Annotated in this window: 12 protein-coding genes; 6 read left to right on the top strand and 6 right to left on the bottom strand. The window is 52.8% G+C overall.

Features of this window, described 5'->3' with window-relative positions; translation table 11 throughout:
- The first annotated feature begins 7 nt into the window (after positions 1–7).
- The 4 genes from PCI15_RS02775 (at position 8) to PCI15_RS02760 (ending at position 4682) form a co-directional block, all read left to right on the top strand.
- The gene (locus PCI15_RS02775; protein WP_271272846.1) at positions 8–769 is read left to right on the top strand and encodes an ABC transporter ATP-binding protein; all 762 of its coding nucleotides are present in this window, start codon (positions 8–10) and stop codon (positions 767–769) included.
- Positions 763–1686 (top strand): iron-siderophore ABC transporter substrate-binding protein, encoded by a 924-nt coding sequence (locus tag PCI15_RS02770; protein WP_271272845.1) that lies wholly within the window; start codon positions 763–765, stop codon positions 1684–1686. The genes PCI15_RS02775 and PCI15_RS02770 overlap by 7 nt, the downstream gene beginning before the upstream one ends.
- Complete coding sequence (gene fhuB, locus PCI15_RS02765; RefSeq protein WP_271272844.1) at positions 1683–3704, top strand: Fe(3+)-hydroxamate ABC transporter permease FhuB; 2022 nt, start codon at positions 1683–1685, stop codon at positions 3702–3704. Before PCI15_RS02770 ends, fhuB begins: the two co-directional genes overlap by 4 nt.
- A gap of 225 nt (positions 3705–3929) precedes the next feature.
- A complete protein-coding gene (locus PCI15_RS02760) occupies positions 3930–4682 on the top strand; it encodes a phospholipase D-like domain-containing protein (protein ID WP_271272843.1) in 753 nt (250 codons plus the stop codon).
- Positions 4683–4766: 84 nt separating this feature from the next.
- Here PCI15_RS02760 and PCI15_RS02755 read toward each other — a convergent pair whose 3' ends face one another.
- A complete protein-coding gene (locus PCI15_RS02755; RefSeq protein WP_271272842.1) occupies positions 4767–5588 on the bottom strand; it encodes a helix-turn-helix transcriptional regulator in 822 nt (273 codons plus the stop codon).
- 366 nt (positions 5589–5954) lie between these two features.
- On the bottom strand, positions 5955–8486 hold the full coding sequence (locus tag PCI15_RS02750) for a CoA transferase (RefSeq protein ID WP_271272841.1): 2532 nt from the start codon (positions 8484–8486) through the stop codon (positions 5955–5957).
- A 198-nt stretch (positions 8487–8684) separates the two neighbouring features.
- On the opposite strand from PCI15_RS02750, the gene PCI15_RS02745 reads away from it, so the two are divergent.
- On the top strand, positions 8685–9530 hold the full coding sequence (locus PCI15_RS02745; protein WP_271272840.1) for a LysR family transcriptional regulator: 846 nt from the start codon (positions 8685–8687) through the stop codon (positions 9528–9530).
- Here the strand turns inward: PCI15_RS02745 and PCI15_RS02740 are convergent, their stop codons facing one another.
- Positions 9531–10016 carry a TlpA family protein disulfide reductase gene (locus tag PCI15_RS02740; RefSeq protein ID WP_271272839.1) on the bottom strand — a complete coding sequence of 162 codons (486 nt, stop codon included), beginning with the start codon at positions 10014–10016 and terminating at the stop codon, positions 9531–9533.
- A 180-nt stretch (positions 10017–10196) separates the two neighbouring features.
- Here PCI15_RS02740 and nadE point away from each other — a divergent pair, with 180 nt between their 5' ends.
- Entirely contained in the window at positions 10197–11027 is an 831-nt protein-coding gene (gene nadE / locus PCI15_RS02735) for an NAD(+) synthase (protein ID WP_271272838.1), read from the top strand.
- Positions 11028–11093: 66 nt separating this feature from the next.
- Here nadE and thiO read toward each other — a convergent pair whose 3' ends face one another.
- The 3 genes from thiO to PCI15_RS02720 form a co-directional block, all read right to left on the bottom strand.
- Positions 11094–12191: a glycine oxidase ThiO gene (thiO, locus tag PCI15_RS02730; protein WP_271272837.1), complete on the bottom strand. Its 1098-nt coding sequence runs from the start codon at positions 12189–12191 to the stop codon at positions 11094–11096.
- A 232-nt stretch (positions 12192–12423) separates the two neighbouring features.
- Positions 12424–12834, bottom strand: coding sequence for a type IV pilin protein (locus PCI15_RS02725; protein WP_271272836.1), 411 nt, complete (start codon positions 12832–12834; stop codon positions 12424–12426).
- On the bottom strand, positions 12831–16832 hold the full coding sequence (locus tag PCI15_RS02720; protein ID WP_271272835.1) for a pilus assembly protein: 4002 nt from the start codon (positions 16830–16832) through the stop codon (positions 12831–12833). Before PCI15_RS02720 ends, PCI15_RS02725 begins: the two co-directional genes overlap by 4 nt.
- Between the last annotated feature and the right edge of the window lie 16 nt (positions 16833–16848).

The raw sequence follows: 16848 nt of genomic DNA, 5'->3' as shown, positions 1-16848 counted from the left end.
AATGAATATGTTTGAACTGAACGCTATCCGGGTGCACCGCAATGGCCGGAACATTCTCGATATAGATAGCCTGCAACTGGATACAGACAGCTTTACACTGTTGCTCGGCCATAATGGCTCTGGCAAGTCCACGTTACTGAATTTACTCGCCCGACAAACCACGCCCGACGAGGGAACGGTTCAGTTTAACGGCGTCCCACTGAGCAGCCTGAAACAACGGCAGCTGGCAAGAGAAATAGCCTACCTGCCGCAGCATTTGCCGGAGGCTCCGGGCCTGACAGTCAAAGAGCTGGTCCGTCTGGGACGCTTCCCCTGGCGGGGCTTACTCGGCAGATATACCCCGAAAGATACGCAGACAATCAACCATGCCATAGAACAGACCGGTGTCACCGGTTTCGCAGATACTCTGGTTGACCAGTTGTCAGGCGGAGAACGTCAGCGCGCGTGGATAGCAATGTTGCTGGCGCAGGAGTCGCCGCTGCTGATACTGGACGAACCCACTGCAGCACTGGATCTCGCCCACCAGTATGAATTGCTGAGCATGCTGAAAAACCTGCATGTGCAACACAACCGCGGTGTCATTCTGGTCCTTCATGACATCAATCTTGCCTTACGTTTCGCCAGCCAGGTCATTGCGCTGAAAGAAGGCTACCCTGCCTTTCAGGGAGATATCGCCCAGTTTGCCGATCAGCAATCCTTAAGTGATCTGTTCAACATACATCTGGAATTACTTGAGCGTGATAATCATAAGGTGGCAATCGTATGCTGAAGCTTCTGCTCACTGGCCTGCTCAGCCTCAGCACCGCTCTTCAGGCAGCCGTCACGATTACTGACAGCCGCGGACCACAGCCTTTCGACACAGTCCCTCAACGCATCGCCAGCCTTAACTGGACACTCACCGAGCAATTACTTGAGCTGGATATTCAGCCACTGGCGATGACAGATAAGGCGGGCTACAAGGTCTGGGTGCGACAACCGGCATTACCGGCAGGCATAGAGGAACTGGGCAGCCGCAGTGAACCTAATCTGGAAAAGCTGATACAACTGGCACCCGATCTTATACTGATCAATGAAGTACACAGCAGTTTGCTTCCCCGGCTGGAAAAAATTGCTCCGGTGATCTATTTCAAGACCTTCAGTGCCGATCACAGTAACCCTCTGGCCGCGATCAGTGTATACCGCCAACTGGCCCATCTGTTTGGTAAAGAAACACTTGCTGAATCCCGGCTGGAGGCAATGAACCACACCTTTGGCCAACTGCGCCGGCAGCTGGAGCGTGCCTATCCGGAGCAACTTCCACGGGTCACAACAGTACGTTTTTCAAACCCTTCTTCTGTGTATATCTATGGTGATAACTCAATGAGTCAGTATGCGCTGAAACAGTTGGGGATAACCGCCGCACTGCCCCAGCCCAACAGCCAGTGGGGGCTGGTTCAGAAACGGGTGCTTGACCTTAGCAAAATCCAACAGGGTACGGTGCTGTATTTCGAACCCTTTGCCCAATGGCCAAAACTAGAAGCCTCAAGGCTCTGGCAGGCCATGCCCTTCGTCAGGAAAGGCCGCATCAGGGCAGTCCCTTCGACCTGGACATACGGCGGCGCCATGTCGCTGAAGTATCTGGCGCAAGCACTGACAGACAGCTTACTGGCAATCGCTCCTGAAAAGCCCCTGCGGAGCGTTCAATGAACTCAGGAATATCAGCAGTACCCTCCTTTCAGGGAGTGGCCTGGCAGGCGGTCCTTTTTCGGCAACGCTACCTGTTCAGCCTGTTAATCCTGTTGCTGACCGGCGCTGCCTATCTGCAGCTCGATACGCCCTTATCACTCCACCAGCAATGGTTGCTGATCGCTGGCCGGACACCCGAACAGTTTCAGGAGTTTGTTTACCTGTTCGCTACCCTGCCCCGCCTGGCGATGGCGCTGATGGTCGGCGCTTCTCTGGGGCTGGCGGGCAGCCTGTTACAACAGGTCACCCGTAATCCGCTGCTATCGCCACTCACGCTGGGCACGTCATCCGGTGCATGGCTGGCACTGATTATTGTCAGCGTCTGGTTTCCCGGGCTGACTCCGGATACCACTTCGTTGCTGGTCATGACAGGATCATTACTGTCGATGGGGCTGGTACTGACCATTGCCGGCATTCGCCAATTGGCAGGGTTACCGGTAATTCTTGCCGGTATGGCGGTCAACATACTACTGGGAGCAATCACCAGCGCCATCATCCTGCTGCGCGACCAGTATGCTAAACAGCTATTCATCTGGGGAGCCGGGGATCTGGCACAAAACGACTGGCAATGGCTTGGCTGGCTGGCACCCAAACTGCTGATCGCGTTACCCGTCCTGATTTTTGCACCACGCTTATTGCAGCTGCTAAAGCTGGGGCAACAGGGCGCAGGTGCCCGGGGCTTAAGTGTCACACCGGCCCTGCTGATACTGTTTGCAGCTACACTCTGGCTGGTATCGGCATCGGTAACGGCGGTAGGTATCATCAGTTTTATCGGTTTGATCGCCCCTAACATTACCCGCCTGTACGGTGCCCGGACGGCGAGAGATCAACTCTGGCTCAGCACGATCACGGGGGCGCTGTTACTCCTTTTTGCTGATCTGTTTGCCCGGCTAATCAGCCTCTGGACCATCGAAATCATTCCTACCGGCACCGCTACGGCTATTTGCGGTGCTCCTGTCCTCATCGCGCTGGCCCTGAAAAAAATGCGCGCGGAAGATCAGCTCAGTCTGCAGGCATTGCCCGTCAGGCGTATACAGGTAAAACACTGGCTGCTGCTGGTGTCCGTTGCACTGTGCAGTTTTATTGTGGCCAGTGTGTTCAGCAATAACGGTGAACACTGGCAATGGGCATTGCCAGACGACGCACAGTGGCAGCTTCGCTCCCCCCGCATTATCGCGGCACTTGCTGCGGGCATTGCCATGGCGGTCGCAGGTACCTTGCTGCAGCGTCTGATTTACAACCCGCTTGCCAGCCCGGATCTGCTGGGCGTTTCTGCCGGTGCCAGTGCAGCACTGGTTCTGTATACCCTTATTTTCGGCGAACCGCTCACCAGTGCAGGACCGTTAATCGCACTGGCGGGCAGTGCCGGCCTCCTGCTGATTCTATTAGTTCTCGCTAAACAACAGCAGTTTTCTCCCGCCGCCATTATCCTGCTGGGCATTTCGCTCACCGCGCTGGTAGAAGCTTTAATACAGTTTGCTCTGGCCAATGGTAACGAGAATGTCTATGCCATTCTGGCCTGGCTGGCCGGCAGCACTTACCGGGTTGAAGCAACTCAGGCCACGGTTTTACTGACCGGGAGTTTACTGATCCTGCTGGCGGCCCTGCTCTGTAGCCGCTGGCTCACCTTACTGAGCATCGGTAAACCTCTGGCACAGGGACGGGGCATGCCTGTCACCACCAGCACCTGGGTTCTGCTGGCGCTGGTTGCATTTTCCTGCGCACTGGTAACGGCTTTATTAGGGCCGATCGGATTCATTGGTCTGCTGGCGCCTCATCTCGCCCGGTTGTCCGGTGCTCAGTCAGCCCGCAGCCAGCTAATCACCGCGGCTTTACTGGGTGCCAGTCTGCTTATGCTGGCTGACTGGCTGGGGCGGAACCTTGTCTACCCTGGCCAGATTGCCGCCGGCACCCTTGCTTCTGCGTTAGGCGGCTGTTACTTCATTTTTCTCCTGTTACGCTCAAAAATGCGCGCTTAATTTGCGACCGGATAGCAACGGGATCTCCACCCGCTGCTACCCGGTCCCCCCCTCTGAAAAACCGGCTTTTTCCGCATCGCCGGATTTCCCGTTTTGACAATCCTGAAAACACGTTGGCTGTCCGCTAATAGCGACAACAGAACCGTGCTACATTAAGCATATATCGGGGAATATGAACGCATTACACAGCAATACCTTACCTTTTATAAGGTAAAAGGACGATCAATGGCGAAGCTTTTAAACACCAGTGCGACCAACTTTGTTCTGGAAAATTTAATCAGTAAAGCGCGTAAACACGTTGTGCTCATCAGTCCCTATCTGAAGCTTAACAAGCGCATTAAAAAGCTCATTGAAGACGCGATTCTGCGCGGCGTCTCATTCCATATTGTCTATGGTAAACAGGAGTTACATGCTGACGAGAAAAGCTGGCTACTGAGCAGTACCAAAATCAAACTGTTTTTTTGTGATGACCTTCACGCTAAGTGTTATCTGAATGAAGCGTACAGCATTATCAGCAGCATGAATCTGTACGAGTTCAGCCAGGTACACAACTATGAAATGAGCATTTTACTGTCCAAAAAGGATGATAATGATGCCTATACCGACTCAGTTAAAGAAGCTGAACGCCTGATCCGAATGGGGCAGGAGCAGTACCAGATACCGGTCCTCACAGAGACAGAATCGCCTGCATACCCGCTGACACATCAGCAATCAGTTGTAGTAAAGCACGTCGGACGTGCTATTAAACAGGAAGAGAATGGCAAAATCAGTACGAACCTGCTGGCTTCGAAGTACAAAACCAATGCACAACGGCTGTTGGTGTCGTTGCGGGCATCCGGTTTTATCAGTACAGAAAATGGCCGGGATGAACTGACAGAAAAAAGCATGGATATAGGTGCAGAATTCCACGAAAGCTCCGCCGGGCATTATTTTCTCTGGCCGGCGGACCTCAATCTCCACACGATGCTGAGTAACTGATCAGCATTTTTCAGGCAGCGCACCAGCTGCCTTTTTTTCGTCAGCCGTTTTGTCACTATTATTCAAAATCAAACGACACGGGGTTCATGCCGCATGATTCAGATAGGCTGAAGGTGCAACCCCATAAGCTTGCCTGAAAGCCCGGTTAAAGTGGCTCTGATCGTAAAAACCGACCGCCTGACTGACACCTGCAATAGAAACACCCGGAGCCCCCAGCAACAGGCATGCCCGTTCAAGCCTGAAACGGATTAACCAGGCGTGGGGCGTCAGCCCTGTTGTTCGTTCAAAACGCCGGAGAAACTGAAACCGGCTTAGCCCGCATAAGGCCGCTAACTGTTCCAGTTTAATTTTCTCGCAGAGGTGCGCATTACAATACTCCTGCACCCACTGCCAGTGTCTCTGACTTAACCCCCCTTTTATTTCCGCAAACTGTACCGGCTGCAACTGGCGAACCATAACCGCCAGCAGTTCCAGCCAGCTACTTTCAGCGCCAAGAGAAACACCTTCGCCCTTAAGCAGGTTCTGATGCAGTTGCAACAGACCGTTCGCCAGCCCCGGGGCTTCCAGCATATCCCCCGCCAGCTCAGGGGTAAACAGCCGGCCGGACACGTCACTCATATCATGACACAGCAACTGGGGTGCCAGCCGGAATGTCTTCATCCGGTAACTGTCATTATCTTCACCATGCCCGTCATGAATTTCCCCGGGAGGCATGACTGAAATACGCCCATGTCCCAGCAGAACACTTTGCCCCTGGAACCGCTGACGTTGCACACCATCAGTGACAAGCCCAATGTGATAATCCAGATGATAGTGCGGATCAAAGTGAAAGTCGGAATAGCAGCCATCTCCCAGCACCAGTCCAGGCATCTCACTTACATGCTGATATTCAATTCGGTCTTGCATCTGCTTTTATATCCACAGCAATGAGTACGTCGGTATCGGCTTATCCGGTCACACCAGGTTCAGCGCTATCTATAACAGTTTCCAGACAAACCGGCTTGTAAAAAATTGCAATTTCATTATAGCCGGCTATTTAAAAGCAATTCTCAGGATGAGGTAAACACTCATTTTTTCCTGTGGTTGAATACTTTTTGCACAACCTCTATGATTTTTCCCCAGTTCAACAGCAGTTTTCACCGGATGAATCCCGGTTTACCGGTGTTATCTTGAACGACTGCCCCAGCCCCGGGGTCCCGGGTGTCATGGGGCTTTTACCTCCGCGACAAAAAAGCCCGCTATCCAGCAGGCTTATCTTCACCCCCCTGCCCGTTATAAAGGCAGATAATGCTTACTCCATTCTGTGGCGGCAACACCCTGTGCCAGCATGTCATCGACCTGATCTGCAGTAAAGTTAAGTGCCATCAGTAACCGGCGGGTATCTGCACCATATTTTGGCATCGTCGCGGGCAGTATCACGGGGGCATCAGCGGACCGGATCGCATTGGGTGCGATTAAATCAACGGTATATCCACAGGGGTGTTGGGCATAACGCACAAAGGCCACACTGCTTTCCCCGGCTAGATTTACCGCTTTATCAGGCCCGTCTGCCAACATCAGCTGACGTTCACGCCACTGCCCCATACTCAGCAATGGCTGACAGGCAATGCCTGCCGTCCTGAAAAGCCCTTGCCAATCGGCGACAGACTGGCTCAGAAACAAAGCTTCCAACGCCTGTTCCAGCACGGACAGATTATTGTGTTCTACAGCCTGACCGGTCAGTTCTGTAAACGTTCCAAGCTGTGTCGCCCGGTTAACCGCAAGGAAGAACCAGCCATCTACTGCCTCATAACAGCGATACAGCGCATCCTGCCCTTTTATATACCGGCCACTGGGTTCATTAAAAGGCGCCCTTTCAGGATAATCATACATAAACGGCACCTGTATCAGCTGCCCGGCAGCAATCAGAGAACTGCGGGCCAGCGAACCGCCGTTGCCACGGGCACGGTTTACCAGCGCCACGCCAATCGCATGGGCTGCACAGTAACCGCCCAGCACATCTATCGTGCCAAAGTGTGCATGCTCTTCCGGCGTTTCCATGCCACCACCGAACCGACTCATAATGCCCGTGGTTGCCTGCACCAGATCATCATACCCGGGGTGATCGCTGCGCGGACCCCGAAGAGGCCCGCCATAAGCATCAAACTGACACAGTATCAGCTGTGGATTAATGGCTTGCAGTGCTTCCATGGATAAGCCCAGACGTTCTAACTGGGCATCACTGGCATTAACGGTAATGACATCAATATCCGGCAGTAGCCGGGCCAGCGCTTGCCTGCCCTGTTCACTCTTCAGGTCCAGCAGCAGACTGTGTTTGCCCTGATTTGCCTGCATCCCAAATACCGTACTGTTCCAGGGATCCAGTGCAGGCTCAGGAGGATCAACACTGATTACTTCTGCCCCAAACCGGGACAGGGTACCGGCAATTGTCGGGCCGGCAATTACGTTAGTCAGATCCAGAATTTTTATGCCGTCCAGCCAGCCGGTCACTGTGCTCTGCGATCCCAAGCCGGTCCGCGGATTACGTTGCCAGCTTTCAAGTAACTCAGATACCCTGCCGTTATCCTGCCCCGGCAAACGGGCAGGTTGTTTATCCACAATCTCAGAGTCGCCTCCTAACCAGCAGATATTGCCCAGTTGACGCATGTTTCCGTAACGGGGGTCTTTAACTTCCAGGATACTGCCACACGCCAGAGCATGCTCTGAATTCAGCCACTCCTGTGTTAACTGATGGGCGCATCCGGGTACACCGGCGTCTCCGAAAATTTGCTGCCACTCATGCGCAGGCTTGCTGGCAAATACCTGCTTCATCCGGGTTGAGACAAACTCTGCCCAGCCTTTACTGAGCGGATACGAAACCAGCGTGCACTCTGCTCCCTCCGGCCATTCGTCCTGATCCAGATAAGCACTGTGGGTAGGAATGCCCGCCGCCTGAACCTCATTCCACAAACCAAGCACTTCCAGACATGCTCTGGGGTGACGGGTATGGGAAGAACAGACCGCGTAGAACGGACGACCATCAGCACAGACATAGGTGCGGTAAAACGGGTCCAGAAATTCCTGTAAGTCCGGATATTCAAGATTCAGCGGTTCTCCTGTGCGCTGTCGCCGCTCAATTTCCAGCTCCCGGGGTGACTTGTAACGGTCCGGCAAACCGTGAATAAACATTGAGTTATACGCCAACCCTTCCATCAGGGCCGCTGATACCGGTACCTCAATGCGGTCCCCCTTACCGTGACGATAACGGGCAAACAACGCCAGTGTGACAGCCGTCGCCCCCAGCACAGCCGCATAGGCCGATGCCAGTGGCAACGGCGAAAATGAAGGATTAATGCCCATCAGAATACGGTTCAGCCCCATATCCGTATACTGGCCCACCGCCGCAGCAATCACACCTTCCCAGGCAGGGGTGTCTGCCATTTGCTGATCTTTTTCAGAAAATCCCGGCAGGGACAAATACACCAGAGCCGGATTCTGCTGCCGCATTTTCTCAGCCCCCAACCCCAGGCGGGACATCACACCCGGCCGGAAATTTTCAATCAGTACATCGGCATTCGCCACCAGTTGCTGAGCAACAGACAAATCTTCCGGGGACTTCAGATCCAGTGTAATCCGTTGTTTGCCACGATTCAGAATTGCATCGGCCGGGTTATCCCAGCGCGGGCCTTCAGGGGGATCAATGTGAATGACTTCTGCCCCCTGATCCGCCAGCATCATCGCGACCGCCGGGCCCGCGATATACTGGCCAAAATCCACGACGCGATAGCCCGCCAGCGGCCGCTGAGTTGAAATGCTCTGTGTCATACCCGTCTCCGGTAATTCTGATTATTTTCACCGATACTAGAAAAAATCAGGAACGGCAGATAGCGGATAATTCAACACTGGCTGTACAACTTTTTTTAACACGCAGGTAACACTATATTTCTGGACATTTTCTGGATTTAATCTGTTAATAACAACAGCAACAGCATTCACCTTGCATTACCCGATCCGGAGCTAGCCATGGATACCTGGTCTATTAAAACTTTTTTAACACTGGCCGAAGTAAAGCGCCTGAGCATCTGTGCGGAACGGCTCTGTATCACAAAATCGGCGGTAAGCTCACGGATAAAACAGCTTGAAAGCCAGTTAGACCAGTCGCTGTTTGAACGCAGTACACAGGGTATGACCCTGACACTGGCCGGTGAGCGCTTTTATCAGCATGCCCAGATCATGCAACAGCGCTGGGAGCACGCTAAGGCCGACGTAAAACGCAGCGAACAGAGTGCCGGTACTCTGCGGATTGCCACCCACAATACCCTCGCCAGTGACTTTCTGCCCCGCTGGGGGAGTGAACTTCGCCGGCATGATCCGCAGCTGACGCTGCATATGAGTGCCTACTATTCCAGCGAAATAGTTGCCCAGGTTGCGGCCGGCACACTGGATATCGGACTGATTTTTGTTGCGGATGCGACGGCCGGACTGATTGTCGAACAGGCCTTTGCCGACGACCTGATCATGGTCGCCAGCAAGCCCCTGCTGACGCACCAGATCACAGCGGAAGATTATCTCTATATCGATTGGGGCTGGGGTTACAACGCCGCCCACTCTGAACGCTTGCCACATTTACAGAACAGCCTGCAGACCTGCGGGCTGGGAGAAGCAGGGCTCCCCTGGTTACTCGCTAACGGTGGCTGTGCTTACCTGCCAAAACGAACGGTGCAGTCCTACCTGCAGAGCCGCCGACTGTATCAGGTAACCGATGCACCGGTTTTTGAACGGCCAGTCTTTGCCACTTATGCCCGCGAACCCCATAACCCGGCTCTGGTCCGTCAGGCCTCAGATGCTCTGAAAATATTTACCCGCTGATCAGGAACGCTGGGCAATAAACGCTTCTATCGCGGCAGGATCAAGCAAACCGGGCTGAATCGCCACCAGTTGCCCCTGTGGGTTAAACAGCATATACGTAGGCGTTCCCCGCAGGCCTTCTTCGGTCAATTGCTGAAAGCTACGTGCAACCGTCTGAATCTCGCCGATCAGCGATGGAAATGTCGGCTTATTTTCAGCAACAAAGCCTTCAGCCAGCGCTTTATTCCCGTAACCATCAATACTGACACCGATCACCTCTGCCTGAGCATCTTTGTTACGGTCATGAAACGCTGAAAGCCCCGGCACTTCCCGCTTACAAAACTCACAGTCATGACGCCAGAAAATCACCACAGCCCACTTGCCGTTACCCACCTGCTGTTGCAAGGAAGTATCTTCGCCATCCCAGCTTTTCAGCGCCATTGCCTGCGCGCTCAGAGAAAACAGCATCATTAACCAGACTGTCACCAGTAACCGGCATTTACGCATCGTTATTACTCCTGTTTATTATGTCACCTGACTCTGTGATAAACCTCTGCGGGTGAAGTTCAGGCACCTGTTAGATGGATTTCCTATATACAAAGAACCCGCCGTCAACGCTTCCGCCCTCTGTGCAGATAACATAGAATTGTCCTGACTAATCCTGCCGCCAAAAACCAGAGGATCCCCATGGACAGATCAGCCATCGTTGCCGCCATGCGCGTTCAACCTGAAATTGATGTAACCGCTGAAATTCAGCGCCGTACCGACTTTATCGTGCAACGGTTACAGGCATCCGGCTGTAAGCATCTGGTACTGGGCATCAGTGGCGGGGTAGACTCCAGCACCTGTGGCCGGCTGGCTCAACTGGCAGTTAATCAGTTAAACGAAGGCGGTGATCAGGGCTATCGCTTTATCGCTGTACGCTTACCCTACGGCACTCAGAAAGATGAAGAAGACGCCCAGGCTTCACTGGACTTCATCCAGCCGAGCGAAAGGCTAACCGTGAATGTTCAGCCCGGCGCAGATGGCATTCACAGCGCAACCGCGGAAGCATTAACCGCGATCGGCAATATGCCGGACGACACCGGCAGGGTAGACTTTGCCAAAGGTAACGTAAAAGCACGTACCCGCATGGTCATTCAGTATGAAGTCGCCGGACTGCTGAACGGCTTGGTGCTGGGCACGGACCATTCGGCTGAAAACATTACCGGCTTTTATACCAAATGGGGAGACGGTGCCTGCGATCTGGCCCCCCTGTTCGGTTTAAGTAAGCGTCAGGTACGGGGGCTGGCGAAACAATTGGGCGCGCCGGCTCTGCTTGTGGATAAAACCCCAACCGCAGATCTTGAATGTGAAGCTCCGCAGAAAGCGGACGAAGCCGCTCTGGGCCTGAGCTATGATGAAATTGATGATTTTCTGGAAGGACGTCCCGTATCTGCTGCGGTTGAGTCCCGCCTGATCAGCATTTATCAACGCACAGAACACAAGCGCCAGGCCATTCCTACTATCTACGACTAAACCACCGGATCTATAAAAAAAGGGTAGCCGGTCAGCTACCCTTTTTTGTCATCATTCCCTGCTTAATCAATCCACCAGCCGGCCTGATAGCGTGTATAGCTGAGGGTCAATAATTGGCCGGCGCTGCAGTAAAATATCAGCCATTAAGCGGGTTGAAGCCGGCGCCAGTACCAACCCGTTACGGTGCTGACCGGCATTTACAAACAGGTTTTCATAGCCCGGAGCCGGCCCGATAAACGGCACACCTTCCGGAGACCCCGGACGTAATCCTGCCCAGTGGAATTCCACCGGATAATCTTTCAGTTTAGGGCAAATAGACATGGCAGTGGCATACAGAGAGTCATAGGCTTCATCGGTCGTCTGCTTATCAAAACCTGCCCGCTCCAGCGTGCTCCCTACCAGAATTCGCCCGTCATTCCGGGGAATCAGATAACGCCCCCCCATCAGCACAACCCGGTTAATCAGGCCTGGCTCTGCCTTAAATACCATCATCTGCCCTTTGACCGGCTCTACCGGTAAGTTCAGATTCAACTGCCGAAGCAACTCACCGCTCCAGGCACCGGCGCAGATCACCACCTGATCCGCATGATAATCCCCTTTATGAGTACGTACGCCAACAACGGTTTCTCCCTGCAACAGAATTTCACTCACCCGGTGCTCTTCAAGCAAGGTAATGTTTTCATCCATTTCAATGGAACGGCGCAATGAACGCCCTAAACGGGGATTACGGATACTGCACACTTCAGGCATCCACAGAGCCTGTTCAACGCCGGGGGCTAAGTTCGGCTCTTTCTCATATAAGAAACGGGCATCCACCTGTTCCATTGGCCGGTGAAACTCCGCTGCCCAGTTAAGTGCCGCTTCGGCATCATCCACAGCGGCCATAAACATGCCTTTTTGCCGCAATTCAGGATCAAAACCGGTTTCTTCCAGCAGCTGTTGTGCCAGATGCACATAAGAACTCTGCGACCAGGTTGCCAGACGGGTGACCGGTTCAGAATATCGCCACGGATATAGCGGCGAAACAATACCGCCCCCTGCCCATGAAGATTCTTTTGCACAGGCATTCATATCCAGTAACTGAACACTCATTCCTGCGTGTGACAGTTCCCGGGCTGTCATCATACCGATAACACCACCGCCAACAATTAATACATCAGACATGCCAGAATTCCTAAACCGGTCGACAAAATGCAGCCGTAACGCTGCAGTTCCCAAAATAAACGCGAGTGTAGCAGGAAGCTCTGCCCTGAGTATTGAGCTGGACCAATAGAGACTGAAAAGACAAAAAAAAACCGCTACACCCAAATCAGTGTAGCGACAGGACACCGGACAACAATGGCCAAATCCGGATGATTGAAGGTGCCATCAGCAAACCGGGCACCGGCCCACAGGCTTACCAGCATTCGGGGGGTGTTTTTCGTCCCAGATTATCAATCGTCATATCACCACAACGGTCACCGGCCATGGCATTTGCAGGACGCGCCCGAATCGTAAAGGTATTAGCCGTTAAATCACCGGGCGGTAATGCAAGGGCATAAAATGCCACGGGACCATTTTGTGGGGAAAGCACATAGGGCAACACAGGAACCGCGCCACTGGCGGTCAGGTAAGTGCCATTTAAAGTGAACTGCCGCTCCATGTGCTGTGCCAGTGCAATCAGATTCCCCTGAGCATCAGCCCGCCTTCCGGCGGCGACATATTCAAGATAACTTGGGTATGCGATACCCGCCAGAACTCCGACAATCGCCACTGCGATCATCAATTCAATTAATGTAAACGCCCGCTGAAGCTTCCAGTTTCTCACCGTACTTCCCTCCAGCCTATGCGACCACTGTTATCCTGAGCATTTAACTTAAGACACGAAATGCTGTTCGTACCGCTGTTATTCGAACACAGCAGCTTCAGGGGCGATCCGTCTGCATCCCGACCTGTCAGAACAACCAAGTTATTCATACCGTTGTTTTTTCCGTTCGTACGGATAGCAGAAGGCGGTCGCAGCTCAACCCGTATGACATTGCCATTCGCATCTGTTATCGGCACTTCTACCAGATCGTCCTCTGTGAACTGACCATCACGGTTATAATCGAACACAATTTTGTTAAATCCGGCACCTGAATTGTAATCCAGTGAAAACTGCCAGCTACTGCCACCGCCGGGTACACAGGGATCGACAGAGGGTATAACCGTATCCACCAGTAACTTCTGACCGAACTGTAACGTTACCTGAGTGTTGATCAGTTCACCAAGCCCTCCCGGGCCCCGGCGAGCGGGTAGCCAGGCCAGATCAAGGTACCAGCCTTTATGCGCCGGACTGATAGCATTCTGGGTAACAAACCGGCTGTCATCGCCATTTAAGTGAGCCTCCCAGATTATTTCCTGCTGCAGCAACTGACTGCGGTCATTCACCGGTACACCGACATCCACAATACCGTACAGCGTTTGCACCTGAGGATTCGAACCTACCTCCGCATCACTGGTCAGATAGTAACTGCCGGTACCAAACAGCACCATCAGCCGGTTTCTGGCGTCAAACCCGGCATTTACAGGTGCGGTGACTGGCTGACGGTTTCCCGCCGCATCTTTAGCAATAAATAATGGCACTGGAAGCGTACCCACTTTCAGACTGGCCGGTACGCCCCAATGACTGACATCCGACTGACGGATATCCAGCCGCCAGATATTCCCCCGCGTATCCCCCACTATAATCCGGTCGGCAATTTTATCCCCGTTTAAATCAAGCAGTAACGGCTGTCCAAGACCACCGGCATCCGGCAGGGTAAAACGTTTCATCACCGCGCCGTTGGCAACATTTAATATCCAGACAGAACCCTCTCTTGCGAAATTATCCGCATGAAAGCCACTGCTCACGACCACACCGAACCTGCCATTATTAAAAGCAGTTATTGTGGGTTGCTGTATCATGGCCCCCATATCTTCGTGCGAAAACTCCCACAGCACATCTTCTTTGGTCATATCGGCAGGATCACTGATATCCAGTAGCGAAACCCCTTTGCCTCCCGCACCCGGGGTCACGGCGGCAACTGTTTTCCAGCCGTCCGGTACTCCCTGAGACGGTTCATCTGGCGCAAACCATGCGTCGGATACGGCCGCTGGCCCGTCCACATAATAGCGGTGGCGATAACCGGGATAGGTTAGTTCCGCCAACCTGCTAAAAACGCCATTTGGCACATAGGCAAAGAGTTCTTTGCCTCCATGGGCATCCAGCCGGGCATCAAAGGCATGCAGCATGCCATCGTTAGCGCCGGCCAACACAATTGGCGGTTTAGTCTGATAGATTTGTGACGCCCGGTAAGCTTTATAAGCTGTCCGTACCGAATCACCAAATGCCGACCCCAGCCGGTCAAACCGGTAGTTTTTCCGGGCAATATACTCTGGCGAGGAATTGGTAATCCCCCCTAAACGGCTGCCACGCTGGCGGAATGGTCTGGCGGTATTCGTCAGGCTTTGTTCCTGAGTACGGCTGCCCCGTAAATACGCCAGCCGCTCGCGGCCAACAGTATTTGTCGTTAGCCCACCGGAAGCAGAAGTTTTAAGCAGATTCTGCTGTTCTGTACTCAGGCCAAGCCACTTGAATTCGGTGCCTCCGGTATGCAGAGTTTCACCGATGCCGGTAGTTGGGGCCGAATATACACTGGTAAAGATTTTACGCGCGTCCAGCGCCTGCTCTGACAGGCCATCCATAATCTGTGCGGCACTCCAGCTTTTCTCCCGTACAGAGACGCTGACACTGTCCACTTTCCATGCCTCCAGGTCACCGGACCATCGCGAAGATTCCATCAGCCCGTTAAACAGTGCCGTACCAGCAGTCAGCCGTTTACTGGTAGACCCAAGGCCTGAGGCTGCCCCGGTAATTGAATCGGCTATATCAGCAAACGCAGCTGTCAGGCCATCCACCATTTTGCGGGCATCACTGGCAGTATAATAATTATCGGTTCTTTTAAAAAAGTCAGATTCGTCAGTGCCGGGCTCCAACACATCTGTATTGGTATACCACCACCATTCAGGTAAGGGTGCCGCAGGGTTAGCCAAAGGCCCTAAGGCCTGCTGATCTTCATCACATTCATTACCTGTCGGAGAATAGCCTGCATCAGAACAGCGAGGATCTTTACGGGGTACAAATCCACCATACTTCGCTGCCAGCCAGTATTGATTTATTTCTCTTTTCCTAAGTGCCTCACCTTCCAGCACATCCATCCAGTAAGTCCGCATCGTCTGCATACCGGGCAGATCCAGGCGGAGATCCTGAGTATTGGCATGATATGCCAGTCCGGCCATGAAGGCAGAGTTGTGATTGGTGGAAAAAGAATCAGCCCCCGTATCGATACTGATACCTTCAAGTTCAGCAACCTTATCCGTCAGAGTAACAACATTAACAGTGTCGTCTCTACTTACTTCCGGAGGTTTAGAGGAAGGCTCTTCTGTCGTATTCGTTGCCCCTGGGAGGTTCTTGTCTTTGTGGGTATAAATATCGCCGATGCCCAGAATGACATTCTTCTGACAGGAAGACTGTATAGGGTCACGCCACTGCTGAATCACCGGAAAGTTATCCACCCACTTGGTGATTTCCGTACGGCCAGGTGAACGATTATGTGTAGGAGACCGGGTGTAATAGGCCTCAACATTGCCCTGGTTTTTAACATAGCGCAGGGCGCTATAATACAGCTCGCTGACCGGATCAAACCCTTTAAGCTGATTATTATTTAACTGGCCAAATTTATTCAGATAATTAATGACACCACTGTCCGCAATGTTCGTACCGTAATACTGGTTAGTTGCCCGTACATCATCCGGATCAGGATTCTGAATGAAAACCCCGGTGGTCGGGTCCCATTCCCTGTTGTTATTCACATAATCAGAAACGTCCGGATCGGTCGGCCCCACCCACTTCTGACGCGCCCGCAGTACACCACCATCCCGCAAACGATGGCCATCATTTAAATAGCCAAAAATGCTGTAGCGCAACTGGTTTGCATAGCGCTGGATCAGCCCTTCAGGCTTCCAGTTTTCACCATATTGAACGCAGTTATTTTCAAGCCCCTGAGCCGCGTCACACACTTTCACCCGCACGGTAACTGCATAAGTATCCCCGGTTTTCACTCCAGTGTTATCAAACACCTCGCCAACGTACCGGTAAGCGCGATCCTCCACTCGTCCAACATACCCGACAGGAATTGTGAAGTGCATTTCATTGCCGTGTCCTCCCAGAACTGTTGAAAAATCCCCCCCATTAAAAGCGGCATCGAATGGTGTTGCATTATTTATAGCTGCGGTCTCAGTGATGCTTCGGGAAACATTGTTATATCGACCGGTGTGTCTGGCTTTCTCTAACCAGGTTTCAGTCGGGGTATCTTTCACCCGGTAACCACCGGTCAACGCCCAGCGAAACGGATCGATAGTTTGGGTTGCTGCCCAGTTGAGGAAATTGCCACTCCAGAGATCACTGCCTGAGCATTTATTATCAGTTGCAGCGCCTTGTGGATAAAAATGCCTCTGACTTTCATCCGCAGCATTGTAGTTGTAGCGATAACATTTACCGGAATCAAAATATCCGACACTTTCCTTTGTTTCATCATAAGTGCTGCCTAAGTTTGCAAACGTCAGCACTGTTGGGTATTCAACAGAAGGGGTTAAGATGAGATTCCCCGGGACACTGGTCTGCCCCAGTGATAACGGCACTTGGGCAATTGAGGCACCTGACACCCAAGCAGAATGAAGCAGCAAAGCGCCAACAATCACACAGCACATGATCCATTTACTGCCCGCTGTATTTACCTGCATCATAAGAGCGCCTCCCTGG

This window comes from Aliamphritea hakodatensis, assembly GCF_024347195.1.
Classification (GTDB): domain Bacteria; phylum Pseudomonadota; class Gammaproteobacteria; order Pseudomonadales; family Balneatricaceae; genus Amphritea; species Amphritea hakodatensis.
This window is presented reverse-complemented; position numbering and strand designations above follow the sequence as displayed.